General features: G+C 74.4%; 22 protein-coding genes. 10 read left to right on the forward strand and 12 right to left on the reverse strand.

The window, feature by feature from the left end; genetic code table 11:
• Positions 1-168: 168 nt before the first annotated feature.
• From ACK8OX_RS24175 to ACK8OX_RS24185, 3 genes are all read right to left on the reverse strand, one after another.
• On the reverse strand, positions 169-1,137 hold the full coding sequence (locus ACK8OX_RS24175) for a tripartite tricarboxylate transporter substrate-binding protein (RefSeq protein ID WP_430666841.1): 969 nt from the start codon (positions 1,135-1,137) through the stop codon (positions 169-171).
• Positions 1,138-1,255: 118 nt separating this feature from the next.
• The gene (locus ACK8OX_RS24180) at positions 1,256-2,233 is read right to left on the reverse strand and encodes a tripartite tricarboxylate transporter substrate binding protein (protein WP_430666842.1); all 978 of its coding nucleotides are present in this window, start codon (positions 2,231-2,233) and stop codon (positions 1,256-1,258) included.
• 54 nt (positions 2,234-2,287) lie between these two features.
• Positions 2,288-3,196: a LysR family transcriptional regulator gene (locus ACK8OX_RS24185; RefSeq protein WP_430666843.1), complete on the reverse strand. Its 909-nt coding sequence runs from the start codon at positions 3,194-3,196 to the stop codon at positions 2,288-2,290.
• 111 nt (positions 3,197-3,307) lie between these two features.
• Here ACK8OX_RS24185 and ACK8OX_RS24190 point away from each other — a divergent pair, with 111 nt between their 5' ends.
• Positions 3,308-3,532, forward strand: coding sequence for a DUF1127 domain-containing protein (locus ACK8OX_RS24190; RefSeq protein ID WP_430666844.1), 225 nt, complete (start codon positions 3,308-3,310; stop codon positions 3,530-3,532).
• Positions 3,533-3,609: 77 nt separating this feature from the next.
• Here ACK8OX_RS24190 and ACK8OX_RS24195 read toward each other — a convergent pair whose 3' ends face one another.
• Entirely contained in the window at positions 3,610-3,978 is a 369-nt protein-coding gene (locus tag ACK8OX_RS24195; protein ID WP_430666845.1) for a septal ring lytic transglycosylase RlpA family protein, read from the reverse strand.
• Between the two features lie 345 nt (positions 3,979-4,323).
• Here ACK8OX_RS24195 and ACK8OX_RS24200 point away from each other — a divergent pair, with 345 nt between their 5' ends.
• Complete coding sequence (locus ACK8OX_RS24200; protein ID WP_430666846.1) at positions 4,324-5,385, forward strand: glycosyltransferase family 2 protein; 1,062 nt, start codon at positions 4,324-4,326, stop codon at positions 5,383-5,385.
• Here ACK8OX_RS24200 and ACK8OX_RS24205 read toward each other — a convergent pair.
• Together ACK8OX_RS24205 and ACK8OX_RS24210 are read right to left on the reverse strand one after the other, a co-directional pair.
• Positions 5,372-7,459 carry a DUF6311 domain-containing protein gene (locus ACK8OX_RS24205; protein WP_430666847.1) on the reverse strand — a complete coding sequence of 696 codons (2,088 nt, stop codon included), beginning with the start codon at positions 7,457-7,459 and terminating at the stop codon, positions 5,372-5,374. The two genes, ACK8OX_RS24200 and ACK8OX_RS24205, sit on opposite strands and share 14 nt — an antisense overlap.
• Positions 7,460-7,529: 70 nt before the next feature.
• Positions 7,530-7,730, reverse strand: a complete 201-nt coding sequence (locus ACK8OX_RS24210) for a hypothetical protein (RefSeq protein ID WP_430666848.1) — start codon at positions 7,728-7,730, stop codon at positions 7,530-7,532.
• A 275-nt stretch (positions 7,731-8,005) separates the two neighbouring features.
• Between ACK8OX_RS24210 and ACK8OX_RS24215 the strand changes: the two genes are divergently transcribed.
• From ACK8OX_RS24215 to ACK8OX_RS24250, 8 genes are all read left to right on the forward strand, one after another.
• The gene (locus tag ACK8OX_RS24215) at positions 8,006-8,761 is read left to right on the forward strand and encodes a sugar transferase (protein ID WP_430666849.1); all 756 of its coding nucleotides are present in this window, start codon (positions 8,006-8,008) and stop codon (positions 8,759-8,761) included.
• 67 nt (positions 8,762-8,828) lie between these two features.
• Positions 8,829-10,361 (forward strand): oligosaccharide flippase family protein, encoded by a 1,533-nt coding sequence (locus ACK8OX_RS24220; RefSeq protein WP_430666850.1) that lies wholly within the window; start codon positions 8,829-8,831, stop codon positions 10,359-10,361.
• Positions 10,358-11,413 (forward strand): glycosyltransferase family 4 protein, encoded by a 1,056-nt coding sequence (locus ACK8OX_RS24225; protein ID WP_430666851.1) that lies wholly within the window; start codon positions 10,358-10,360, stop codon positions 11,411-11,413. Before ACK8OX_RS24220 ends, ACK8OX_RS24225 begins: the two co-directional genes overlap by 4 nt.
• Complete coding sequence (locus ACK8OX_RS24230; RefSeq protein ID WP_430666852.1) at positions 11,410-12,531, forward strand: glycosyltransferase; 1,122 nt, start codon at positions 11,410-11,412, stop codon at positions 12,529-12,531. Before ACK8OX_RS24225 ends, ACK8OX_RS24230 begins: the two co-directional genes overlap by 4 nt.
• A complete protein-coding gene (locus ACK8OX_RS24235) occupies positions 12,528-13,397 on the forward strand; it encodes a glycosyltransferase family 2 protein (RefSeq protein ID WP_430666853.1) in 870 nt (289 codons plus the stop codon). The genes ACK8OX_RS24230 and ACK8OX_RS24235 overlap by 4 nt, the downstream gene beginning before the upstream one ends.
• Positions 13,397-14,269, forward strand: coding sequence for a glycosyltransferase family 2 protein (locus tag ACK8OX_RS24240; protein ID WP_430666854.1), 873 nt, complete (start codon positions 13,397-13,399; stop codon positions 14,267-14,269). Before ACK8OX_RS24235 ends, ACK8OX_RS24240 begins: the two co-directional genes overlap by 1 nt.
• 4 nt (positions 14,270-14,273) lie before the next feature.
• The gene (locus tag ACK8OX_RS24245; RefSeq protein ID WP_430666855.1) at positions 14,274-15,071 is read left to right on the forward strand and encodes a YdcF family protein; all 798 of its coding nucleotides are present in this window, start codon (positions 14,274-14,276) and stop codon (positions 15,069-15,071) included.
• Positions 15,072-15,124: 53 nt separating this feature from the next.
• Entirely contained in the window at positions 15,125-15,877 is a 753-nt protein-coding gene (locus tag ACK8OX_RS24250) for an SDR family NAD(P)-dependent oxidoreductase (RefSeq protein ID WP_430666856.1), read from the forward strand.
• 16 nt (positions 15,878-15,893) lie between these two features.
• Here the strand turns inward: ACK8OX_RS24250 and ACK8OX_RS24255 are convergent, their stop codons facing one another.
• The 6 genes from ACK8OX_RS24255 to tagH all read right to left on the reverse strand — a co-directional run.
• Positions 15,894-16,604, reverse strand: a complete 711-nt coding sequence (locus ACK8OX_RS24255; protein ID WP_430666857.1) for a PP2C family protein-serine/threonine phosphatase — start codon at positions 16,602-16,604, stop codon at positions 15,894-15,896.
• Positions 16,601-17,119, reverse strand: coding sequence for a type VI secretion system-associated protein TagF (gene tagF, locus ACK8OX_RS24260; RefSeq protein WP_430666858.1), 519 nt, complete (start codon positions 17,117-17,119; stop codon positions 16,601-16,603). Before tagF ends, ACK8OX_RS24255 begins: the two co-directional genes overlap by 4 nt.
• Before the next feature lie 11 nt (positions 17,120-17,130).
• A complete protein-coding gene (tssM, locus tag ACK8OX_RS24265; RefSeq protein ID WP_430666859.1) occupies positions 17,131-20,655 on the reverse strand; it encodes a type VI secretion system membrane subunit TssM in 3,525 nt (1,174 codons plus the stop codon).
• 1 nt (position 20,656) lies between these two features.
• Positions 20,657-22,036: a type VI secretion system protein TssL, long form gene (tssL, locus tag ACK8OX_RS24270; protein WP_430666860.1), complete on the reverse strand. Its 1,380-nt coding sequence runs from the start codon at positions 22,034-22,036 to the stop codon at positions 20,657-20,659.
• Positions 22,033-23,373 carry a type VI secretion system baseplate subunit TssK gene (gene tssK, locus ACK8OX_RS24275; RefSeq protein ID WP_430666861.1) on the reverse strand — a complete coding sequence of 447 codons (1,341 nt, stop codon included), beginning with the start codon at positions 23,371-23,373 and terminating at the stop codon, positions 22,033-22,035. Before tssK ends, tssL begins: the two co-directional genes overlap by 4 nt.
• 40 nt (positions 23,374-23,413) lie before the next feature.
• On the reverse strand, positions 23,414-23,946 hold a 533-nt coding region (tagH, locus tag ACK8OX_RS24280; RefSeq protein ID WP_430666862.1), incomplete at its 5' end, for a type VI secretion system-associated FHA domain protein TagH.

A 23,946-nucleotide genomic window follows, 5' to 3' on the forward strand; every position in this document is an offset into this window, starting at 1 on the left:
GTGGGCCGGGCCGATCCTGTCAAATGCCCCCGAATTCCGTTCCGCGTCCGCCCCGACCAGTTCCCGGAATGGCGGATTTCCGCCAATTCGCAGGAGGGATGGCCCGTCGCGAACGCGGCCTTCCCTCCCCCTGCCCGCCCGTGGGCGGTGAAAAAGATCGAAAAAAGATCAGCTGTCGGCCCGGATGTCGTTCTGGCGGATCACCTGGCCCCAGCGTTCGATCTCGGCCGCGACGAAGCGGCGGCACTCCTCGGGCGAGGAGCCGAGGACGTCGCAACCCTGCTCCTCGATCCGGGCCTTCACCTCCGGCTCGTTGACCGCCTGGGTGATCGCGGCGTGCATGCGGTCCAGGATGGGCTGCGGCGTGCCGGCGCGGCCGAACAGCGCCCACCAGGTCGGCGCCTCGAAGTCGCCGAAGCCCTGCTGCGCGAAACTTGGCGTGCCCGGGACGTGGCGGCTCTCCGTCCGCGTGGTCACGCCGAGGGGTCGAAGCGTGCCGGCGCGGATGTGCTGGCTGACGATGACGACATTCGTCATGAACAGCGGCACCTCGTTGGCCACCGCGGCCGTCACCGCGGGCCCGCCCCCTCGATAGGGCACATGGGTCAGCTTGAAGTTGTTCTGCTGCTGGAGCAGCGTGGTGGAGATGTGCGCGAGCCCCCCGGCACCCGAGGTCGCGTAGTTCCAGCGGTCCGGCTCGCGCCGCGCCGCGGCCACGACGTCCTGGAAGTTGCGGAAGGGCGTGGACTGGTGGGCCACCATCGCCAGGGGGCCGGTCGCTACCAGGCTGACGGGCGCGAAGGCTTCGAGCGTCCGGTAGGTCAGCCGCATAAGCGTCTGGTTCGCGGCCTCGTTGTCGTATTGGAACATCCAGACCGACCCGTCGGCCGGGGCGCGCGCGGCTTCCGCCGCCCCGATCGCGCCCGAGGCCCCGCCCCGGTTCTCGATCACCACCGGCTGGCCGAGGATGGCGCCGAGCCGCGCCTGGAACAGCCGCGCGATCGTGTCCGTGGACCCGCCCGGCGCCCAGGGCACGATGAGACGGATCGGCCGGTCGGGCCAGGCGCCCTGTGCACGCAGGATCGAGGGGGCGGCGAGCGCGGCCGCGGTCAGGCCGAGCAGCAGGCGACGTTGCATGAGCGTTTCCCCGTGTGACGGTAGTCCCCACCTGCCGCGCCGCCCCGCATTCCGCAAGGGGGCACCGCGCCCCCTCGCCCGCCGCGCCCGGCAGGCCGGCCCCCTTCGCGGATGGCCGTCAGCTATCGGCGCGGATGTTGTTGTCGCGGATGACGGCGCCCCATTTCTCGACCTCGGCGCGGATGAAGGCCTCGGTCTGCGCGGGGCTGGCGGCGACGATGTCGGCACCCTGGTCGGCCATGCGGGCCTGCACATTCGCATCCTGCAGCGCCTGGGCCACCGCGTCGCGCATGCGGTTGACGATCGGCGCCGGGATGCGGGCGGGGCCGACCAGGACCCAGTAGGTCAGCGCCTCGAAATCGGGGAAGCCCTGGCTGGCGAAGGGCGTCACGCCGGGCAGGAAGCGGCTTTCCGTCTTCTGCGTGATGCCGAGCGGCCTCAGCCGCCCCTCCCGGATGTGCTGCAGGATGATGACGATGTTCGACATGAACAGCGGCACATGTCCGGCCAGCGAATCCTGCAGCGCGGGGCCACCGCCGCGATAGGGGACGTGCTCCAGCTCGAACCCGCCGCGCTGCTGCAGCAGGACGGTGGCGATGTGCGCGCCGCTGCCCACGCCCGTCGTGGCGTAGTTCAGGGTCTTCGGCTGCGCCCTGGCCGCCGCCGCCATCTGCTGGAAGGTCTGGAACGGCGTGGAGGGATGCGCCACCAGCGCATAGGGGCAGGTGCCCACCAGCGTGCAGAAGCTGAAATTCTCGAGCGCGCGGTAGGGCAGCTGCATCAGCGTGTCGTTGGTCGCCAGTGTGTCGTTCGCCAGCACCCAGGTGTAGCCGTCCGGTGCGGCGCGCGCGCCTTCCCCGTTGCCGACCGAACCAGATGCGCCGGCGCGGTTCTCCACCACGATGGGCCGGCCCAGGATTTCCTGCATCCGCGGCTGGAGGATGCGCGCAACGGTGTCGTTGGACCCGCCGGGCGGAAAGGGGATGAGGATGCGGATCGGCCGGTCCGGCCAGGCCCCGGTGCCCTGCGACAGCGCCAGCCCCGGCGCGGCGAGCCCCGCGGCGAGCGAGGCGGTGAGCAGCGTGCGGCGTTCCATCGTCCCGGTCCTTTTCCCTGCTTCGGCACATTGCCGCATGCCGGGCGGTGCGGATCAAGCGGCGATGGCGACCCCGGGCGGGGCGGCGCGCCGGAAGCCCTCGGCGATGTGCTCCGCCAGCGCATCGGCGGCGGGCACGCCCAGCGCGGCATCGGCGCGCAGCAGCACGATCCCCATCTCCGGCAGCGGCGGCAGTCCTTCGGCCTCGCCGAGCCAGGCCAGTCCCTCGGGCAGGGTGCAGGGGGTGCTGACCGTCAGTGCCAGCCCCGCCAGCGCCACCGTGAAGCACCCGGTCTGGGTCGCGGAGTTGTAGGTCACCCGCGCCGCGCGCCCGGCCTGGCGCAGCGCACCCAGCGCCGCGGCGCGCCAGCTGCAATGGTTGTCGGGGCGCGAGAGCGCGAGCGGCAGGGGGTCGCGCCGGTGCAGGCCGTGGTTCGGGCTGCCCACCCAGCGCAGCGGGCCGCGCCAGACCCGCCGCGCCGGGATGCCGCGCGGCTCCTGCCCCTCGCTCAGCAGGCAGAGATCGAGCCGCCCCTGCTGGAACTGCTCGGCCAGCACGTCGGAGTTCATGCAGGTGACGTCGAGCTCGACCGAGGGATGGACGCTTGCGAAGCGGGCCAGGATCTCCGGCAGCCAGAACAGGGCGTAGTCGTCCGGCGTGCCCAGCCGCACCGTGCCCACCATTGGCGGCGCGCGCAGGTTGCCCAGGATCTCGTCGTTCAGCGCCAGCATCGCCCGCGCCCGGTCGAGCAGCCAGGCGCCCTGCGGGGTTGGCTGAACGCCCTTCGGCGTGCGGGTCAGCAGCGGCTGGCCGAGCGTTTCCTCCAGCCGGCGGATCTGCATGGAAACGGCGGACTGCGTGCGCCCGACGCGTTCCGCCGCGCGGGTGAAGGACCCCCCCTCGGCGATCAGGACGAAGGCGCGCAGCAGGTCGGGGTCGATGCCGGGCGGAAGGGCGGCCATGGGCGCATCATCAACGAACATGATGCGGGGCGTCAACAGAACTCGTTTTACTGATGCCATCCCGCGTCCGAAGCTGACGGCCTCGACCAACCAAGGAAAGGACCCCCGGTCATGTCCGGCTTCGTGCTCCCGCGTTCCCTCCCCGCCCGGCGCCAGGCCGGTGCGCCGGCGGGCGGGTGGCTCTCCTTCCTCGCCGCCGCGCTGCGCGCCGTCTCGACGCGCCGCCAGCTGGCGCAGATGGATGCGCGGATGCTGAAGGATATCGGGCTCACGCGCAGCGAGGCGCTGGCCGAGGCCGGCCGGGCGCCGTGGGATATCGGCCCCGCGCCGCGCTGAAGGCGCCCCTGCGGGCAACCGGCGCCGCCCTGCCCGCCGGGGCGGCACCTGCCCGGCCGGGGGGATCGCGGCGCGCGCTACCGCGCCGCCTGCACGCCGGAAAGCGGGCGGATCTCCACCGGCGTCACGCCGCCGCGGATGCCGAGGTCGCGTGCTGAGCGGGGCGACAGGTCCAGGATGCGCCCCGGCGTGTGCGGCCCGCGGTCCGAGATCACCACCGTGGTGCGCGCGCCGGTGCGCAGGTTCGTCACCTCCGCGCGGGTGCCGAGCGGCAGGGTAAGGTGGGCCGCTGCGTTGGAGCCGGGGTCGAAGGGCGCGCCATTCGCCATGGGACGGCCGGTGAAGCGATGCGGATGATAGACCGCGGCGTCACCCCGCTGGGGGGCGCGGCTTTCGGCCAGGGCGGTCGCGGATGACATGCAGGCCAGGGCCATGAGGGTTGCCATCGGCCAGCATCGCATCCGGTTCTCCTTGCAGATCAATTGCATACGAAAGTCTGCCCGGGTGACCGGGCCGGGGCGAGTTAGACCCCTGCCCGCCGGGATGGCAACCCTTGGACGCCCTGCAGGCGGGTCGCCACACCTTTTGGTGATGCGGCCCGGGCGCCTGGATGCCGAGCGCGGAAGGGTGGAGCCGGCCGCCCGGTGGCGACGGCGGAAGCTGGCGCAGGGACGGAGGGAGCGGATCGCGCCGCCCCGGATACGATGCTCGCGAAACCGATGGTTGACCTGCCGCCCCGCCGCCCGCAGATCGCCACAGCCCCGCCGCAGCCCGGCGGGAGGAGTCCGCCCATGACCCGCCTCAGCGCCCCGAGTCCCGTCCACGCCCAGGACCGCCCCGCCCTGTCGGTGGTGGTTCCCGCCTATAACGAGCAGGAGGTGCTGGAGGCCTTCCACGCCCGCCTCGCCCCGGTGATGGAGGCGATCGGGCTGCCGTGGGAGGTGGTCTACGTCAATGACGGGTCCCGCGACGCGACGCTGTCGGTGATGCTCGGCCTCCAGGCGGCGGACCCGCGGGTGGCGGTGGTCAACCTGTCCCGCAACTTCGGGAAGGAGATCGCGCTGACCGCGGGGCTCGACCACGCGGCGGCGCGCGACGCGGTGGTGGTGATCGACGCCGACCTGCAGGACCCGCCGGAGGTGATCCCGGACCTCGTCGCGGCCTGGCGCGGACAGGGCGTCGACATCGCCTATGCCCAGCGGCGCGTGCGGGAAGGCGAGACGTGGCTGAAGAAGGCGACGGCGGCGGCCTTCTATCGGGTGATGCAGCGGATCGGCGGCAAGGTGCAGCTGCCGCCCAACACCGGCGACTTCCGCCTGATGTCGCGCCGCGCGCTGGATGCGCTGCTGTCGCTGCGCGAACAGCACCGCTTCATGAAGGGGCTGTTCGCCTGGGTGGGCTTCCCCTCGGCCGCCGTGCTCTACGACCGCGCGCCCCGCGCGGCAGGCGAGACCAAGTGGAACTACTGGAAGCTCTGGAACCTGTCGCTGGAGGGCATCACCTCCTTCACGGTAGGGCCGCTGAAGATCGCCACCTATCTCGGCCTCGCCACCGCGGTTTTCGCGGCCTTCTATGCGGGGCTGATCGTGCTGCGCACGCTGATCTGGGGCAACCCGGTGGCGGGCTATCCCAGCCTCATGGCGGTGGTGCTGTTCCTCGGCGGGATCCAGCTGATGACGCTCGGCATCATCGGCGAATATCTCGGCCGCGTCTTCAACGAGACCAAGGGGCGCCCGCTCTACCTCGTGGAGCGGCACCGGCCGAGCCGCGTGGAGGCCGCGCCGACCGGGGGAGTGGCGGCAATGCCGACCGGGGCCGTGCCGGCCGCGCCAAGCGGCTTCAACGCGGCGTGACCTGGATGGCACGGATGCCGAAGCCGAGCCGCCGGCGATCCTCGCCGCCGTCGCGTTCGGCCGGCACCGCCGGGTCCTCGACCGCGAATTCGATCCGCAGCGCGGACGGCCCGCGCCGGGCCGGCAGCTCGATCCGCCGCGTCACCACCTCGCCATCCGGCAGATCCCAGCCCGGCAGGTCGCGGCCGTCCAGCCTGATGCCGACGCGGCGCGTGCCGCCGCGGCGCGGGGCATAGCCCTCCACCTCCATCTCCAGCAGCAGGGCCGGTCCCTCGGCCTCGGCCGCGAGGGTTGCGCGGCGCGCGACGCTCCAGGCGATGCCGTCCCGCGGCGCATCGAAGCCGCCGGCCAGGAGGGGACCCACCCCACCCCCCGGCATCGCCGCCAGCCGCCCCGGGCGCAGGCGCGGCAGCCGTCCGGCCAGCGCCCGTTCCTCCGCCGCCGGATCGCTGCAGAGGACGAGTTCGCCAAGCGGCCGGCAATGCCGTGCCGCGTCCGGGATCAGCGGGAGGTCGCGCGCCTGCGCGCTCGGCAGCACGATCCGCAGCTCGCCGCCCGCCAGCGGCGCGGCGGCCAGCAGGGCATCGCCGCAACGCGGCGGCTCGCGCCAGCGGGCCACGTACATCGTGTTCACCGGCACCGCGCGCTCACCCGCCAGCACCAGGAGGTTCAGCAGGCGCCGGTGCTCCGCCTCCACCACCTCGCGCCGGTCGGAAGGGATGCAGAACCAGCTGGGCAGCAGCGTCACCTGACGCTGGCCCGCGATCAGCGGGCGCAGCGCCGCGGCATCCACCGCCCAGGGCGCTTCCTGCGCGGCCTGCCCGCGCAGCCCCTGGCGCAGCGGGGCGGCATCGACGAATTGCAGCACCCCCGCCGCCAGCGCGAGCCCGAGGCCGAGCCGCCCGGGGAAGGCACGCAGCAGCAGCGCGACCACGCCGACCGCGAGCGACAGCCCCACCGGCCAGAAGAACCGGCCAGAGGCGCGGAACTGCTCCAGGATGCCGGGCACCGCCCCGAGGTCGAGGATGCGGTGGCTGCCGAGGCCGACCCGGTGCGACACCGCGATGGCCGTCAGCGCCAGCAGCGCGAGCGCGAGGCCGGCATGGCGCCGCAGCACCGCGGGCAGGACCGACGGCCGCAGCACCAGCAGCGCCAGCAACCCGACCAGCAGCCCGAGGCCGAGCCAGTTGTAGCCCTCCCACCCGCCGAAGCCGGTGGCGTCCACCTGGCCCGCGACCAGCCCGCCCAGCAGCCAGGACCCGGCCGGCCAGACCGGGGAGAGCAGGTTCAGCGCATACTGCCCGTAGCCCGGATCGCCCTTCGCGCCGAAATAGCCGAGCAGCGCCATGGTGCCGACCACGGCAGCCGCCGACGCCGCGACCCCGGCGGCGGCGCGCATCCAGCCCGCCTCGCGCCGCAGCAGCAGCGTCAGCGGCACGGCGGCCAGCAGCGCCAGCGTCATCACCGCCAAGTAGGGATGGACCAGCAGCGTCGCGACCTGCCCGAGCGCCGCCGCAGTCCAGAGCCGGGCGCTGCCCGGGCGGCGCACCAGCCGCAGGTAGAAGCCGAGCCCGACCAGGATCAGGAAATGCCCCGTCAGCGCCGCATGGCCGTAGCGCGCAAGCCAGGCCGGCATCCCCGCCGCCAGCAGCGCCACCGCGAAGGCGGCGATCCAGCGCCGCTCCCCGGTGCCGCGCAGCGCCCAGACCGCCGCCAGCGGCTGCGCGACGAAGGCGATGCCGTACCACAACCCGATTCCGTGGAAGCCCGGCGGCAGCACCGGCGCGACCAGCTTCAGCAGCAGCGCCAGCAGCGGGATGCCGTCGGCGAAGGCGATGTTGAGCCCGTCCGGCAGGTTCAGGTTCGCCGCGACCAGCAGCGGCCAGCGCCAGGCGTCGCGGATGAAATACTGCTGCACCACCATGTGCTGCGCCGCATCGCCCTGCGGCGCATGGGCCACGCCGTCGAGCGGGAGGAGGAAACCGACCGGGAAGATCGACAGCGCGAGGGCGAGGCCGAAGGCCCCCACTGCCAGCCAGCCGGCCGCATCGATGAAGCGAAATTGACGCGGCACTCCGGCCCCCCGAGGCTTTGGCGACGGCGCCTTACATCAGCCGCCCCCCAGCCGCCAGCCGCGGCCCCGCCTACCGGAAGGCCGCGACGAGGAGCCCGAGGCCGGCCCAGGCCACCGCCGACAGGCCGAGGGCGAGGAGGATCCCGCGCGCCGCACGATCCCCTTCCCCACGCGCGGAGGCCGGCGGCAGGGCGGCGCGTTCCCTGCCGTGGGCGGCGGGGTGCCCGGCGGGGCGAAGGTCCACGGCATGGATGGTGGTGCGGGACGCCATGCCGGGATTATGGCGCAATCGAGGCAAGGGTTTCCCGCCGAATCGCGAAACCCAAGGAAAACAGCGGATCGCGGCCGGTTTGATGCACCGCCACATTGCCGCCGCAAGCGCGTCGCAAACCCGCCGGGCAGCACGCCTATCTCTCGACGCGAAGGGTTGCGCCGAAGGATTGAACCGGCACCTGCCACGGGCCATCTGGCCCGCCGGCGGCAGCGGAACGGTCCCGGCGCACCCCCGATGAACGCCAGCCGCGGGCCGCACCCCGCATCACGAGGATGTCCATGCCTGGCCTGGATGCCGTCCAGACGCTCCTCCGCGAGCCCGAGACGAAGACCTCCGCCATCGCGCAGCCGAGGATGGCCGGCGGACGCATGTCCGCCTCCCTCCGCGCGGCAGGCGAGGCCGGGCTGGCCGATTCCCTGCGGCCGGCGGCGAAGCGCGCGCTCGACATCCTCGGCGCGGGGCTGCTCCTGCTGCTCTGCGCGCCGGTCTTCCTGGTGCTTGCCGTCCTGGTGAAGCGCGACGGCGGGCCGGTCTTCTACGCCCATCAGCGCGTCGGGCGCGGCGGGCGGTCCTTCGGCTGCCTCAAGTTCCGCTCCATGGTGGCCGATGCGGACCGCCGCCTCGCCGCCCTGCTGGAACGCGACCCGGCGGCGCGGGCCGAATGGGACTCGACGCGCAAGCTGAAGAACGATCCGCGCGTCACCTGGGTCGGCCGTTTCCTGCGCGCCACCTCGCTCGACGAGCTGCCGCAGCTGATCAACGTCCTGCGGGGCGAGATGAGCCTGGTCGGCCCCCGTCCGGTCATCGCGGCGGAACTCGCGGCCTACTACGGCGCCTCGGCGCAGCACTACCTCGCGGTGCGGCCGGGCATCACCGGGCCCTGGCAGGTCAGCGGCCGCAGCGACACATCCTACGCCCAGCGCGTCGCGCTCGACGTCGCCTATGTGTCGCACCCCTCGCTCTGGAACGACATCCGCATCCTGCTGCGCACGCCGGTCGCCGTGCTGGCCCGCCGCGGCGCCTATTGATCGGCGCCGGCTGACGGGGTACCGCCCGCGCCCTTGGGCGCGGGCAACATGAAGGATGGCGCAGGTCATGGCCGAGAAGACGGCCGAGCAACGCGCCTCCGGCGGGCGCCTCCTGTCCGGAACGCTGTGGAACGCCTTCGGGCGCGGGCTGCCGCTGCTCCTCGCCCTCGTGCTGACGCCGGTGCTGGTGCAGCAGATGGGCATCGAGCGATGGGGGATGTTCACCCTCGCCCTCGCCCTGGTCGGGGTCTTCGGGGTGTTCGACCTTGGTGTCGGCGCGGCGCTGACGCGGGCGCTGTCCACCCGCATCGGCGCGGGTGAGACGGCGGGCGCGGCGGAACTTGCCGGTGCCGCCATCTCCGCGCTCACCCTGCTGAGCATCGCCATCGCGGCGGTCGCCTTCGCCTGCGTGCCCTGGCTGGTGGAGGGCGTGCTGAACACGCCGCCCGCCCTGCGGGCCGAGGCGGTGGCGGCCTTCCGCCTTCTCTGCCTCGCCGCGCCGCTGGTGGTGGTGAATGCGGCGCTGTGGGGCGCGCTCGCCGCGCATCAGCGCTTCCGCGAGGCGAACCTCGTCACCATGCCGGTCTCCGCGATGTACTATGCCGGGCCGGCGCTGGTGCTGACGGTCTGGCAGAGCCTGGTCGGCGTCGTCGCGGTGCTGCTGCTGTGCCGGCTGGCCAACACGGCCAGCTACCTGGTGCTGGCGCGTCGCGACCTGCCGGGGCTGCGCCCGGCCATGCCCCGCTGGGCGCTGGTGGGGCCGCTGGTGCGGATGGGGGGGTGGATGAGCGCCTCCGGCGTGCTGACCCAGGCGCTGCTCTATGCCGACCGCTTCCTGGTGGGCGCGCTGCTGACGCTGTCGGCGGTCGCCTTCTACGCCACCCCGCTCGACCTCGTGATGCGGATGTGGATCCTGCCGGTGGCGGTGGCGCAGGCGCTGCTGCCGGCGATGGCGGGCAGCTACGCGACCCATCCGGCGGCGACGGCCGGCCTGCTGCGGCGCGGCGCGCTGCTGGTGACCGCGGCGGTGCTGCCGGCCTGCCTGCTGCTGGTGGCGACGGGGCCGGAGGTGCTGCGGCTCTGGCTCGGCGCCGAATTCGCGGCCGGGGGCGGGCAGGTGCTGCGGATCCTCTCGGTCGGCATCTTCTTCTCCTGCGCCGCCTTCGCGCCGGGGGCGCTGCTGGACGCGATCGGGCGGCCGGACGTGAACGCGAAGTGGCAGCTGGCGCAGGCGGCGGTGTTCCTGCCGCTGTCGGCGGTCGGGCTGGTCTGGCTGGGCATCGAGGGCGCGGCGGCGGCCTGGGCGGCGCGCTGCGCTGTGGATGCGGCGGGGCGGCTGTATTTCGTGGCCCGGCTGTACCCCGCCGCCGCGGCGGGCGCGCGCGCGCTGGCGCTGCCGCTTGCGGCCGGCGGCGCGGGGCTGGCGGCGCTGCTGCCCTTCCATGCGCCGGGCGCGCTGGCGCTGGTCGGCGCCGTGGCGCTCGCGGCCTTCGCGGCCGCCGCCTTCGCGGCCCTGACGGCGGAGGAGCGGCGCGACGCGCGCGGCCTGGTCCGCCGCCCCTGGCGCATCCGCGCCGTGCTGAAGGGCGAGCCCGCATGACGCTCGCCATCAATGGCCGGTTCCTGACGCAGGCGATGACCGGCGTGCAGCGATTCGCGACCGAGGTCGTCACCGCCCTCGCCGCGCTTTCCGCCGCCGGGGAGGCGCCGGCGCTGCGCCTGCTCGCGCCGCGCGGCGCGCCGGAGGCCTTCGCCGGGCTGCCGGTGGAGGTGGTGGGCAGCAGGGGGGGCCAGGCCTGGGAACAGCTCGACCTGCCACGGGCGGCGGGCGCCGACCTGCTGCTCAACCTCGGCAACACCGCGCCGCTGCGGCGTGGCGGGCCGCAGGCGGTGGTGATCCACGATGCCGGCGTCTTCGACACGCCGGAGAGCTACACCCTCGCCTTCCGCGCCTGGTACCGCGCCCTGCACCTGGCGCTGCCGCGCGGCGGGGCGCGGATCGTCACCGTCAGCGAATTCTCCCGCGCCCGGCTGGCGGCGCGGCTGAAGCTCGACCCCGCGCGGATCGCGGTGATGCCGGAGGGCGGCGAGCATGTGCTGCGCCCGCGGGCCGATGGCGACGTGATCGGGAAGCACGGGCTGCGGCCGCAGGGCTATGCACTGGCCGTCGGCACGCGGGCCGCGCACAAGAACCTGGATGCGCTGCGCGGCGCGGCGGCGCTGCTCGGCGGGCGGGGGATGGTGCTGGCGGTGGCCGGCGCGGTCGATGCTGGCGTCTTCGGCGGCCCGGCCGATGTGCAGGGCGCGGCGGTGAGGCCGCTCGGCCGCGTCACCGATGCCGAATTGCGGGCGCTGTACGAGAACGCGCTCTGCCTGCTGTTCCCCTCCCGCTACGAGGGATTCGGCCTGCCGCCGCTGGAGGCGATGTGGTGCGGCTGCCCCGTCCTCGCCTCCCGCGCGGGGGCGGTGCCGGAGGTCTGCGGCGAGGCGGCGCTGTGGTTCGGCGCGGATGGCCCGGCCGCCGCCCTCGCCCGCCTGCTGGACGAGCCCGGCCTGCGAGACCTGCTGCGGAGCGAGGGCGCGCGGCGCGCGCAGCACTACACCTGGGCGGCCGCCGCGCGGTCGCTGCTGGAGGCGATCGGGGCGCGATGAAGGTTGCCATCGTCCATGAGTGGCTCGAGAGCTATGCGGGCTCCGAGCGGGTGGTGGAACAGCTGCTGGAGCTGTTCCCGGACGCCGATCTCTTCGCCGTCTGCGACTTCCTGCCGGAAGCGGAGCGCGGCTTCCTCGGCGGCCGGCGGCCGGTCACATCCTTCATCCAGCGCCTGCCGCGGGCGCAGCGGTGGTTCCGCTACTATCTCGGCCTCATGCCGATCGCGGTGGAGCAGTTCGACCTGTCGGGCTACGACCTGGTGCTGTCCTCGTCGCATGCGGTGGCGAAGGGCGTGCTGACCGGGCCGGCGACGCTGCATGTCAGCTACGTCCACAGCCCGATGCGCTATGCCTGGGACCTGCAGCACCAGTATCTGCGGCAGGCGCGGCTCGACCGCGGGGTGAAGGGGCTGCTGACGCGCTGGCTGCTGGCGCGGATGCGGGGCTGGGACCATGCCTCCGCCGCGCGGCCGGACGTGATCGCGGCCAACTCCGCCTGGATCGCGGAACGCATCCGCAAGTGCTGGCGGCGGGAGAGCACGGTGGTGCATCCGCCGGTGGACATCGCTGGCTTCCCCTTCGTGGCGGAGAAGGGGGGCGACTATGTCGTCGCGTCCCGCATGGTGCCCTACAAGCGCATCGACCTGATCGCCGCCGCCTTCCGCACCATGCCCGGCCGCCGCCTGGTGATCGCCGGCGACGGGCCGGAGATGGCGCGCGTGCGGGACGCCGCGGGCGGCGCGCCGAACATCGCCTTCCGCGGCCGCGTGCCGCAGGCGGAGCTCGTCGCGCTGCTGCACTCCGCCCGCGCCTTCGTCTTCGCGGCGGAGGAGGATTTCGGCATCGGCATGGTGGAGGCGCAGGCCTGCGGCACGCCGCTGATCGCCTATGGCCGCGGCGGCGCCGCCGACATCGTGCGGGATGGCGAGACCGGCGTGCTGTTCCCCGACCAGACAGCGGAGAGCCTCGCCGCCGCCGTCGCCCGGTTCGAATCGCTCGCGATCGCGCCCGAGGCATGCCGCGCCAATGCCGAGCGTTTCTCGCGCCAGGCCTTCCGCGCCGGGATGCTGGCGCTGGTCCGGGCGGGCTGCGCAGCGCGCGGGATGCCCGCGCCATGATCCGCTTCAGCCTGGTGATGGCCACCCGCGGCCGCGACCGGGAGATCGCCGAGTTCCTGGACAGCCTGCTCGCCCAGGGCCGCGACGATGCCGAGGCGATCGTGGTGGACCAGAACGCCGATGGCCGCGTCGCCGCCGTGCTGGCCCCCTACCTGGCGCGGCTGCCGGTGACGCATCTGCGCAGCGCGGTCGCCCACGCCAACCACGCCCGCAACCTCGGCCTGCGCGCCGCGCGCGGCAATGTCGTGGCCTTCCCCGACGACGACTGCCTCTACCCCGCCGGCGTGCTGGACCGCGTGGCCGACGCCTTCGCGGCCGATCCCGCGCTGGCCGTGCTGACCGGCCCCGCGGCGAGCCCCGCGGGCGGCCTCGGCTCCGGCAGGTGGCGGGCCGAGGGCGGGCCGATCGACGTCACCAATGTCTGGACCAGCGTGATCGAGTTCAACCTGTGGCTCCGCCGCCCCGTGGCGCTCGCGCTCGGCGGCTTCGACGAGGCGATGGGGCCCGGCTCGCCGCTCGGCTCGGCGGAGGGGAACGACCTGGTGATGCGCGCGGTCGCGGCGGGCCATGCGGCGCGCTACGACCCGGCGCTGCGCGTGGTGCACCCCGACAAGCGGCTGTCCGACGTGGCGGTGGCGCGGGCGCGGCTCTACGGGCGGGGGCTCGGCTTCGCGCTGCGGCGGCATCGCGCGCCGCTCTCCACCACCCTGCCCTTCGCGGTGCGCCCGCTGGGCGGCGTCGCGCTGAGCCTGCTGCGGGGCCGCCCGCGCGATGCCGCCTACTACGCCATGACCTTCGCCGGCCGGGCCGCGGGCTTCCTGCGGGGCAGCGCGGCGGCGCGGGCGAAGCCGGAAAGCCGGCCCTGATGCGCATCGCCATCGGCATCGCCACCCGCGGCCGCGCCGCCATCCTGGGCGAGACGCTGGGGGACCTCGCGCGCCAGACCCGGCCGGCGGACCGCATCCTGGTCTGCCACCCGGCGCCGGAGGACGTGGCGGGGCTGCCCGCGCGCTTCCCGCATGTGGAATTCCTGACCGCGGCCGCCGGCGCCTGCCACCAGCGCAACGTCATCATCGACCATGCGGGCGATTGCGATGCCATCCTGTTCCTCGACGACGACTTCCTCTGCGCGCCCGACTACCTGGCGGTGACGGAACGGGTGCTCGCGGCGCGGCCGGATTGCGTGGTGGCCACGGGCACCGTCCTGGCGGATGGCGCGAAGGGGCCGGGCATCGGGGTGGAGGAAGGCCGGCGCATCCTGGCCGCGGACCGCTTCGCGGGCGATCCGCTGGCGGTGCAGCCGCATTTCAACGGCTATGGCTGCAACATGGCGGTGCGCCTCGCGCCGCTTCGCGCGCACGGGCTGCGCTTCGACGAGAACCTGCCGCTGTACGGCTGGTACGAGGACCTGGACCTGTCGCGCCGGCTGGTCGCGCATGGGGCGGTGCTGCGGATGGCGGGGGCGCGGGGCGTCCATCTCGGCACCAAGGCGGGGCGCACGCCGGGCATCCGGCTGGGCTACAGCCAGGTGGCGAACGCGCTCTACCTCGCGCGGAAGGGCACCTATCCCTGGAACCGCGCGCTGCGTTCCGTCGCGCGCAACATGGCGATGAACCTCGCCCGCAGCCTGCGGCCGGAACCCTGGGTGGACCGGCGCGGGCGCCTGCGCGGCAACCTGGCGGCGCTGTCCGACCTGCTGCGCGGGCGGATGCACCCGACGCGCATCCTGGGACTGTAGCGCGATGGAGACGGCGCTGTTCATCGTCTCCAAGCTGGCCTGGGGGCTGCTGCGGCCGAACACGCTGGCGCTGGTCTTGGCGGTGCTGGGCCTCGTGCTGGTCTGGCGCGGCAGGCGGGCGGGCCGCTGGCCGCTGCTGCTCGGCCTCGGCTGGTACGGCGCCGTCTTCGCGCTGCCCGTCTCCGCGCTGCTTCTGCTGCCGCTCGAGGAACGCTTCCCTCGCCCGGCGCAGGCCCCGGCCGAGGTGACGGGCATCGTGGTGCTGGGCGGCGCCGTCGAACAGGCCCTGACCGAGGTGCATGGCATCCCGGCGCTCAACGGCGCGGCGGAGCGGATGACGGAGGCCGTCGCGCTGGCCCGCCGCTTCCCGGCGGCTCGGGTGGTCTTCACCGGCGGTTCCGCCGCCGTCCTGCCCGGCGGCCCGACGGAAGCCGACACGGCGCGGCGGCTCTTCGCCGATCTCGGCCTGCCGCCCGCGCGGCTGACCTTCGAGGAGGAAAGCCGCAACACGCATGAGAATGCGGTGCTGACCCACCGCCTGGTTGCCCCCCGCGCCGGGGAGACCTGGCTGCTGGTGACCTCGGCCAGCCACATGCCGCGCGCCATGGGGGTGTTCCGGGCGGCGGGTTGGGACGTGACGGCCTGGCCGGTGAACTACAACACCGGCCGCGACCCCGGGCTGTGGTACGCCTGGCCTTTCCCGACGCGGCTGAACCAGGCGGAATGGGCGCTGCGGGAGTATGTCGGGCTCGCGGCCTACCGCGCGCTCGGGCGGACGGGGGCGCTGTTTCCCGGGCCTTGAGCCCGCAGGGGCCGGGCTGCGCGAGGCATGGGCGGGGAGGAAGGATGATGGACATGCAGGGCGCATCCGCGGTCGTCACCGGCGGCGGCTCCGGCCTTGGCGCCGCGACGGCCGGGGCGCTGGCCGCGGCGGGGGCGAAGGTGGTCGTGGTGGACATCCATGACGCCAATGCCGAAGCCGTCGCCGCGCGCATCGGCGGCGCCGCGGTGGTCGGCGACGTGGCGGAGGAAGCGCCGCTGGCACGCGCGGTGGAAGCCGCGGCCGCGCTGGCGCCGCTGCGCATCGCGGTGGCCTGCGCCGGCATTGCGCCGGCCGCGCGCATCGCCGGGCGCGGCGGGCCACACGACCTCGCGCTGTTCGAGCGGGTGATCCGCGTCAATCTCATCGGCAGCTTCAACCTGCTGCGGCTTGCCGCCGCGCGGATGACGGCGAACGACGCCCTGCCCGATGGCCAGCGCGGCCTGGTGGTGATGACGGCCTCCATCGCCGCCTATGAGGGGCAGGTCGGACAGGCGGCCTATTCGGCGTCGAAGGGCGGCGTGGTCGGCCTCACCTTGCCGGCGGCGCGCGAATTGGCGCGGTTCGGGGTGCGGGTGGTCACGATCGCGCCCGGCCTGTTCCACACGCCGCTGATGGAATCGCTGACGCCCGAGGCGCGCGAGAGCCTGGGCAGGACGCCGCTTTTCCCGAACCGGCTGGGCCGGCCGGAGGAATTCGCGGCCATGGTGCAGGCCATCGCCGCAAACCCGCTGCTGAACGGCGAGACCATACGGCTCGACGGCGCGCTGCGGCTGCCGCCGGCGTGACCCGGCCCGCGCGGCGTCACCCCGCGCGGATCGCCACCGCCGTCACATTGTCCCGCGCGCCGCGGGCGAGCGCCGCCGCGATAAGGTCCTCGGCCCCCAGCCCGGCCGCGAGCATCCGCGCGATCTCCCCTTCCGGAAGCGCCTTGAACAGCCCGTCGGAGCACAGCAGGAACAGGTCCCCCGGCGCGATGCGCGCCGAGATCTTGTCGAGTTCCAGTTCCCCCTGCGCGCCGACGGCGCGGGTGATGACATTGGCCTGCGGGTGGGCCTCGGCGTCGTCGGCGTCGATCAGGCCGGATTCCACCAGGTCCTGCACGACGGAGTGGTCGCGGGTGATGCGGGTCAGCGCGCCGTCGCGCAGCAGGTAGGCGCGGCTGTCTCCGGCCCAGAGGCAGGCATAGTGCCCGCCGCGGGCCAGCAGGATGACGACGGTGGAAGCGATGATGCGCCCGCGACCCGCCGCCGCCGCGCGGTCCTGCAATTCGGCATGCACGGCACCGATCCGCAGCCGCACCTGCGCCAGCAATTCCGCGGCCGACAGCCCGGCCGGCAGGTCCGACAGCGCGGCGGCGATGGCGGCGGAGGCGACATCGCCCGCCCCGTGCCCGCCCGCGCCATCCGCCACCGCCCAGAGTCCGATGTCGCCGCGATCGACGAAGATGTCCTCGTTCCGTGGCCGGACGGAGCCGGGATGGGTCACGCCGTGACCGGTGAGCGTGGTGCTCATGCCCCTCCCTCCAACAGCACACGGAACTGCGCCGGCGGCGGCAGCCCCGGCAGGTCCCAGCGCCCGCCCTGCGCCATCCACCAGCCGGGCTCCGGCGCATCGGCATCGGCCCAGGGTTCCGCCGGCAGGCCGGCCAGGAGCGCATCCGCCTGCGCGCCCGAATCGCGCCCGGCGCGGGCGGCATCCTCCACCACGTCGTACCAGCTGGCCGAGGGCGCGGGCTCGCCCGGCGGCAGCAGGGCGGCGACGGTCAGGGGGAAGCGCCGGCCCACCATGTCCTCGCTCGCCAACAGCACGCCGGCGGCGCCGGCGGTGCCGCAGGCGCCGGCCGGCAGGCGGAAGCGCCAGGCCGGGGCCGTGGCCCAGGCATCCGCGAAGGCGTCGCCCAGCGCGTCGCGCGCGGCGCCGATGCCCTGTTGCAGCCAGGCGTCCCAGGGCTCGACGAAGGCATCGGGCAGCGCGCGGCGCACGAAGTCGCCATGCGCCGGCAGCTTCCCGTAGAGCCCGGTCGGCACGCCGCGCCGCCTTACTGGGCGGGCAGCGCGGGGCAGCGGAATTCCGCCAGCTCCCGCAGGGCGAAGGGGTTCTGGACGGAGGATGCGCGCAGCTCGAATTCGGCGCTGCGCTCGCCCTGCACCAACCGCAGCCGGAAACGGTCGGTGGCCTGGCCGATCTGCGTCAGCTGCCCGCGCGCGACGAAGCGCATCGACGCCCAGGCGCCATCGGTGGCGATCGGCGCGCCGGAGGCCGGCGCCGGGTCGAAGCCCAGGGTCACGCCGCCGCGGGACGGCCAGATCATCGGCACCGGGCGCGCGCCCGCGGCGCCGCGGGCGATGTTCACGCGGTTGCCTTCCACTTCCAGCACGGCGCCGTTGGCGCCGGGGTCCATGCCCTGCGGCAGCAGCTCGAAGCGCAGCCCCATCGCCGCCCCGACCAGGCCGGAGGGGAAGAAGCCGTCCCGGATCGCCGCGGCGCGCTGGAACTGCATCAGGTCCGCCGGCGAGATCGGGGGTGCCAGACCGTCGGCCGCCACCAGCCGCCAGGGGCGCTGGGTGGTGTCGACGAAGTTGCGCAGGTGCTGGGCAAAGAACTGGTCGAAGACGCCGCCCGGCCCGAACAGCCGCACGAAGTCGTCGAGCGGCATTTCCGGCGCATCCGCCGTGCGGCGGAAGGGGAACCGCGTCTCGATCCCCCGGCAGAAGGGCCCGAGCGCCGCCGCGCCCGCCGCCGCGATCGCCGCCCGCGCGCCGCCCGACCGCGCATTGGCGGTGGAGGCCGACATCGCCTGCAGCCAGCGGTTCAGCGGTTCCGGCGCGCGCTGCGCCTCGGCCGCGAGCCGCTGGCCGGGATCGAGCCCGGCCGGCGGCGGCAGCACCGTGCCCGGCGGCGCGGAGGCCAGCCGCGCGACCTGGACATAGAGGTCGTTGACCACCGCCAGCACACCGTCCAGCGGTGCGCCGGAGGCCTCCCTCAGGGGCCGGAACCGCTCCTCCACCACCTGCGCGACCGGCGCGGCGGAGGAGGGTTGCAGCGCCGCCCCCATCGCGGCCGCAAGCCTGCCGGCGGTGGCGCCGGCCGCGGCCTGCGCCGCCTGCCCCGCCGCGCCCGCTGCCGCGGCGCCCGCCGCGCCGCCCGGCGGGTCGGGCGGCGTGCCGGGCGAAAGCTGGCGCGCCGCGCCGCGCAGCACGTCGCGGATCGGCGAATTGGGCGCGCCGAGAAGGTTCAGCGCCTCGGCGGCCTGGGGCAGGTTGCGGAAGGGCGGCAGCACGAGATCGGCCAGCGCCGACTGCCAGGCGCGCGCATAGTCCTCGGCGTAGAGCGCGAGCACCGCGCGTTCCAGCGCGCGCGGGTCGGACGCCATGCCAGAGGCCGCCTCCGGCCCCAGCACCCAGCTTTCGGACGCGGCTTCCAGGATGGCCTGGGGCAGCCGCGGCAGGAGGGAGCGGTGCAGCCCCTCCACCGTGTAGAGCCCGGGCACCTGCAATTCCGCCAGCGGGCGGTTCGACGCCAGGGTGAACCAGCGCGCCCCGGCCGGGCCGATCGCGTCGGCGGGCTTCCAGGGCGGGGCATTGGCGGCCACCGCGCGCAGCCGGGTGTAGATCCGTTCCGCCATCGGCAGGCGGGAGAAGATGCGCCGCGCCTGGTCCACCAGCGCGCCATCCAGCGGGTAGGAGATGAAGTCCTGCCCGAGCAGCGCGTCGAGATGCTGCGTCAGCGCATCCCGCACCGGCGTGCCGACCGCGCCCGGGAAGGCCTGCTGCCAGTCCAGCACCATCCATTCCCGGACCAGCGCGCGGTCGAGCGGGCCCTGGCGGCCGAGCATGAGGTAGACCCGCGTCGCCTCGTAGAGGAAGTCCGGCCGCTGCATCCCGGCGCGGATCTGCGCTTCCAGCCGCGCCAGCAGCCGCGGCAGCAGCACGCGGTCCAGCGCGCCCTTGTAGGAATGCCCGGCCGCGGCGACCAGCTTCGCCTCCTGGCTCAGTCCGAGGCCGCCGCCCTCGCCCTGCGCCGCGCTCGGCAGCGCGCGCACGGCGTCGAGATAGGGGATGACGCGGGAGAGGTCGTCATTCGCCGCGATGCGGTCCAGCGGCAGCCCCTGCGCGGCGGCCTCCGCCCGCGCCAGGGCGGCGGCGAGGCGCGCGCCGCGCGCCGCTTCGCCGTTCATCGCGGACCAGCCCCAGGCGCCGCCCGCCACCACCAGCAGCAGCGCCGCCGCCCAGGCGCCGGCCTGCACCAGCCGCCCGCGCTGCGCCTGCCCGCGGTCCCGCGAGGCGAGCCGGGCCTCGTTGAACACCACGTCGCGCAGCAGGCGGCCGAGGAAGTAGCTGCGGCCCTTCTGCCCCATCACGGCGGCCGGTCGCCGGGGGTCGAGCCCGAAGGCGCGCGACAGCGCCCCGGTCAGCCGGTCGATGGGCGAGCCTTCCTGCGTGCCGGAGGTGAAGTAGACGCCGCGCAGGAAGGGCGCGGGGTCCAGTTTCGACCCGCCGAAGGCCGCCGCCACGAAGGCGCCGAGCGGCACTTCGAGCGAGGCGAACTGCGCGGGGAAGCCGCCGATGCGCGCCCGCTGCTCCGGCCCGCGCTCGTTCTGCAGGCGCTCCAGCAGGCGGTCCTGCAGGCGGCGGACGAGCAGGGCGAATTCCTCGGCGAACTTCGCCGCATGGCCTTCCGGCGTGGATGCCGCGGGGAAGGTCATGCCCCAGACCTGGGCGCGCGCGTCCTTGTCCAGGTCGTCGAAGAATTCCGTGAAGCCGACGACGAGGTCGGCCTTGCTGACGAGGAAGTAGACCGGCAGCCGCTGGCCGAGTTTCTGTTCCAGTTCCCGGATGCGGGCGCGGACCGCCTGGGCGTGCTGGTCGCGCTGCGTCGCATCGAGCCGGCTGAGCATGTCGGCGGCGAAGGCCACCACCACGCCGTTCAGCGGCTGCCGCGGCCGCTGCTTCCGCAGGAGGTCGAGGAAGCGTTCCCAGCCCGCCCTGTCGGCGCCGGCATCGCTATCCTGTGTGGTGTAGCGGCCGGCGGTGTCGATCATCACCGCCTGTTCGGCGATCCACCAGTCGCAGTTGCGCGTCCCGCCCACCCCCGCGACCCGCCCGGCCGCGAGCGGGAAGTCCAGCCCGGAATTCTGGATCGCGGTGGTCTTGCCGCTGCCCGGCGGGCCGATGATGACGTACCAGGGCCGTTCGTAGAGGAAGCCGCCCTTGCCGCCGCCGGCCGCCTTCAGCGCTCCCAGCGCATCGGCCAGGCGCTGGGCGACCGCCTGTTCCTCGGCGGTGGCCGCCGCGGCGCCGGCCCTGGCCTTCGCGGCCTTCTCATCGGCTTCGGTGACGCCCTTCACCAGTGCGTCGTCCCGCCCCGCGCGGCGGCGCACCACCACGACGAGCACGACGAGCCAGGCCAGGACCGGCAGCGCGGCGAGCAGCGCCAGCAGCCAGGTCGCCTCGATCCCCAGCAGGGCCGGCGCGAACATCCAGATCACCGGCACCAGCACGGCGGCGCCCAGCAGCGCGCCCAGCGCCGGGATGGACACCATCGCGGAGAACAGGGGCTTCATCTCAGCGGCGCTCCCGCATCAGCACGACCTCGATGCGTCGATTGGTCTCCCGCCCCTCCGCCGTCGCGTTGCTCGCCAGGGGTTCGGTGTCGGCGCGGCCGACAGCGGTGAAGCGCCCCGGCTGGCCGGCGGCGCCGGCGATCACGTCCTTCGCCGCCTCGGCGCGCGCCGCGGACAGCGCGAAGTTGGACGGGAAGCGCACGGTGCGGATGGGCTGGTTGTCGGAATGGCCGACCACGGCGACGGCGCCGGGTTCGGTCCGCAGCGCCTGGCCGATGCGGTTCAGCAGCGGCAGGAAGGCCTGCTCCACGCTCGCCGAGCCGGAGGGGAACATGCCGCGCCCGGCGATGCGGATCATCAGCCGCTGGGCGTCGCCTTCCACCGTGACCAGCCGCTGCTGGATCTCGGGCGCGAGGAAGGTGCGCACCTTGTCGATCAGGTCGGGCTCGGCGCTCGGCGGCGGCGGGGGCGGCGGGGCGGGCGGCACCGGCGGCGCGGTGCGGTCGATCGTCGGCGGCACGCCCGGCGGCAGGCCGGCGAGCCGCGTCTGAAGGTCGTCGCCCGCCGCGTTCACGCCATCCGAAAGCCAGGTCCAGCCGAAGGCCAGCAGCGCGACGGCCAGCGCGCCCGCCACCCAGGCCGGCACGCTGCGCCCGGGACCGCGATGCGGCGCGTCCACGCCGCGCCAGTGCGGCGACAGCTCCCTCTCCCAGTTGCCGCGCAGCTGGACGAGAAGCTGGTACAGCCCCTCCCGGATGCGATCCAGCTCGGCATGGCCACGCGGCGCCAGCCGGTAGCGCCCCTGCATCCCGAGGGCGAGGCAGAGGTAGCAGATCTCCAGCGCGTCCCTGTAGCGGCCGGGGTCCTTCTGCATCCCGGCCAGCAGGTCGAAGAAGCGTTCGCCGCTGCGCGTTTCCTGATGGAAGGAGGAGACGAGGGATCGCGTCGCCCAGCCGCTCGCCTGTCCCCAGGGCGTCGCCAGCGCCACGTCGTCGAGCGCGGCGCAGAGCGCGTAATGCGCCGCGCGCAGCTGATCCGCCGGCACGTCGGCCGCGCGGCATTCGGATTCGAAGGCGCGCAGCGCGCGCGTGGCGCGTTCGCGCAGCTCCTCGGGGTTCGCGACATTCGCCGCCCCCGGCCCGGCGCCGAGCCGCGCCAGCAGGTCGAGCAGCGGCGCCGCCGCGGCCGCCATCCCGTTCAGCCCGACCCTGGGCAGCGCCTCCGCCTCCCCCGCCAGGCGGGGTGCGGCGGCCATGGGGGGCGGCATCGGCGCCGCGGCGCGGGGCGGCGGCGGGGCTGCGCCGGCGGGGGGCTGCGCGGCCGGGCCGCGCACCACCGTGCGGTCGCTGTCCTCGGGTTCGGAGAAGGGGTTGTCGCTCATGCCCGGATCGCCCAGAGCTCCATGCGCAGGTTCGGGAATTCGCCGGAGACATGGATGGCGAAGCCGCCCGAGGTCTGCATCTGCTGCCAGTGCGGGCTGCCGCGATCGAGCTCGAAATACACGGCGCCGGCGTTGAAGGGGATCTGCCGCGGCGCGACGGGCAGCGGCCGCACCGCGATGCCGGGCAGCGCCACGTTGACCAGTTCGCGGATGTGCTCCACCGCGCCGATCTTGACCTGGTTCGGGAAGATGCGGCGCAGCTGCTCGCCCGGCATGTCGGCCGCCACCGTCAGCACGAACTGGCTGGCGCGCAGCAGGTTGCGGTCGGTGATGGCGCCGACGCGCACGCCGAACTTGCGATCCTGCAGCGGGATCGACACCGCATTCGTCTCCAGTACCGAGGAGAGCGAGCGGCGGAGGTCGGCGACCACGGGCGCGAAGCTGCGCTGAAGGTCGTCATGCCGGTAGGCGGGGTAGGAGGTCGCGCGCTTGTCCGGCGCGGTGAAGGTCGCAAGCTCCCCGGCCAGCTGCACCAGCGCGGCGAACAGCGTCTCCGGATGGACGTTGCCGGCATCCGCCCAATGCGCGACCAGGGGCTGCCAGCGGTTCACCGTCTGCAGCAGGAGGAAGTCCGCCACATCCGCCACCCCGCGCGCGCCGGGCTGGCCGAGCCGCGCGGCCAGCGCCTCGCCCCGCTGGCCGAGCATGCCCACCAGCTCCGCCACCAGGTTGTTCAGGACGGAGGCGGCCGAGACGCGCAGGCAGGGCGGGATGAAGCGTTCGTCCAGCATCACCCGGCGGTCCGCCTGCACCTCCACGATGCGGGCAAGGCCCATGCAGGCGTAGCCGGCGCGTTCCTCGGCTTCCAGCATGTAGCGCATCCGCAACCGCCCGATCGCGAGTTCGGCCGCGAGCGTGCTGTCGGAATGGGTGTCGAAGGCCTCGAAGCTGCGCAGCGTGTGGCGGGCGCGCAGGGCGTCCGGTCCGGCATCCGGTGCCGCGACCTCGGGGCTGCCGGGCTGGCGCAGCGGGATGGCGAGGTAGACCACCTGGTTGCGCGTGCCCTCCGGCAGGTCGAGCGGCGCGGGCGCGTCGGCCGTGTCGGGGATGCCGAAGGGCGTGCCGTCCTCCATCACCCCCGCCGCGCCCGACAGCGCGAAGCGCCCGGCCGCGAGCAGGTCGCGGTCGAGCGACATCTCCGTCATCCCCCAGGGATGCGGGCGCAGCGGCGCGACGCGCGCCTGCAGCAGGTGTTCCGCGTGGCGATCCTGCTGCTGGAAGTGCTGCGCGCGGAGGAACATGCCCTCCTGCCAGACCACCTTGTCGTGCCAGACCATCGGTCCCCGTTATCCCCCTGCGCCCCGGCGGTGCCGTGCCTCAGCCATCCCGCCTGCCGGTCGCCTGCTCGTAGGCGCGGGCGAAGGCCTTGCCGAAGGCGCTGTCGAAGTCGTCCTCGAACTGTTCCTCGAGTTGCGCGTGGCGGCGCCGGTACGCCTCCCACAGCCGCTTCTCCCGCGCGCCCGGCAGCAGCCCGCCGCCGGGGTCCTCGGCCTCGATCGGGCCGGGCGCCAGCCTGGCGAGCAGGGCGCGCGCGGCCGCCTGCGTCGCGGCGAGCGTGGCCACCTGGTGCGCGGTCAGGTCGTCCACCGTCTCCTGCATGGCCGGCAGGGCGGGGCTGCGCGGGTCGAGCAGCGCGGCGAGCGCCTGTTCCTCGGTTGCGGCGAATTTCAGCGGGTTGTTGCCGGCGGCGCGGAGCATCGTCTGCTCGATCCGGAATTCCCGCTTCACGTCGGCCCGCGCGATCAGCAGGGCGCGGATGCCCGCCACCGCGGCGCGCAGGACCGCGCCGGCGGCGCGCAACGTCGCCTCCGGATCGGCGCCGGCGCGGCCCGCCATGGCGGGCGGCAGCC

The sequence above is a fragment of the Falsiroseomonas sp. CW058 genome (genome assembly GCF_050563535.1).
GTDB lineage: Bacteria > Pseudomonadota > Alphaproteobacteria > Acetobacterales > Acetobacteraceae > Falsiroseomonas.

What these genes read in the sequence shown, in the direction of transcription:
- ACK8OX_RS24215 (WP_430666849.1), top strand. Translation starts at nt 8,006, where the DNA reads ATGTCCATGCCTGGCCTGGATGCCGTCCAGACGCTCCTCCGCGAGCCC.
- ACK8OX_RS24180 (WP_430666842.1), bottom strand. Translation starts at nt 2,233, where the DNA reads ATGGAACGCCGCACGCTGCTCACCGCCTCGCTCGCCGCGGGGCTCGCC.
- ACK8OX_RS24225 (WP_430666851.1), top strand. Translation starts at nt 10,358, where the DNA reads ATGACGCTCGCCATCAATGGCCGGTTCCTGACGCAGGCGATGACCGGC.
- ACK8OX_RS24220 (WP_430666850.1), top strand. Translation starts at nt 8,829, where the DNA reads ATGGCCGAGAAGACGGCCGAGCAACGCGCCTCCGGCGGGCGCCTCCTG.
- tssK (WP_430666861.1), bottom strand. Translation starts at nt 23,373, where the DNA reads ATGGTCTGGCACGACAAGGTGGTCTGGCAGGAGGGCATGTTCCTCCGC.
- ACK8OX_RS24250 (WP_430666856.1), top strand. Translation starts at nt 15,125, where the DNA reads ATGCAGGGCGCATCCGCGGTCGTCACCGGCGGCGGCTCCGGCCTTGGC.
- ACK8OX_RS24255 (WP_430666857.1), bottom strand. Translation starts at nt 16,604, where the DNA reads ATGAGCACCACGCTCACCGGTCACGGCGTGACCCATCCCGGCTCCGTC.
- tssL (WP_430666860.1), bottom strand. Translation starts at nt 22,036, where the DNA reads ATGAGCGACAACCCCTTCTCCGAACCCGAGGACAGCGACCGCACGGTG.
- ACK8OX_RS24185 (WP_430666843.1), bottom strand. Translation starts at nt 3,196, where the DNA reads ATGGCCGCCCTTCCGCCCGGCATCGACCCCGACCTGCTGCGCGCCTTC.
- ACK8OX_RS24190 (WP_430666844.1), top strand. Translation starts at nt 3,308, where the DNA reads ATGTCCGGCTTCGTGCTCCCGCGTTCCCTCCCCGCCCGGCGCCAGGCC.
- ACK8OX_RS24200 (WP_430666846.1), top strand. Translation starts at nt 4,324, where the DNA reads ATGACCCGCCTCAGCGCCCCGAGTCCCGTCCACGCCCAGGACCGCCCC.
- tssM (WP_430666859.1), bottom strand. Translation starts at nt 20,655, where the DNA reads ATGAAGCCCCTGTTCTCCGCGATGGTGTCCATCCCGGCGCTGGGCGCG.
- ACK8OX_RS24235 (WP_430666853.1), top strand. Translation starts at nt 12,528, where the DNA reads ATGATCCGCTTCAGCCTGGTGATGGCCACCCGCGGCCGCGACCGGGAG.
- ACK8OX_RS24195 (WP_430666845.1), bottom strand. Translation starts at nt 3,978, where the DNA reads ATGGCAACCCTCATGGCCCTGGCCTGCATGTCATCCGCGACCGCCCTG.
- ACK8OX_RS24175 (WP_430666841.1), bottom strand. Translation starts at nt 1,137, where the DNA reads ATGCAACGTCGCCTGCTGCTCGGCCTGACCGCGGCCGCGCTCGCCGCC.
- ACK8OX_RS24230 (WP_430666852.1), top strand. Translation starts at nt 11,410, where the DNA reads ATGAAGGTTGCCATCGTCCATGAGTGGCTCGAGAGCTATGCGGGCTCC.
- ACK8OX_RS24245 (WP_430666855.1), top strand. Translation starts at nt 14,274, where the DNA reads ATGGAGACGGCGCTGTTCATCGTCTCCAAGCTGGCCTGGGGGCTGCTG.
- ACK8OX_RS24210 (WP_430666848.1), bottom strand. Translation starts at nt 7,730, where the DNA reads ATGGCGTCCCGCACCACCATCCATGCCGTGGACCTTCGCCCCGCCGGG.
- ACK8OX_RS24240 (WP_430666854.1), top strand. Translation starts at nt 13,397, where the DNA reads ATGCGCATCGCCATCGGCATCGCCACCCGCGGCCGCGCCGCCATCCTG.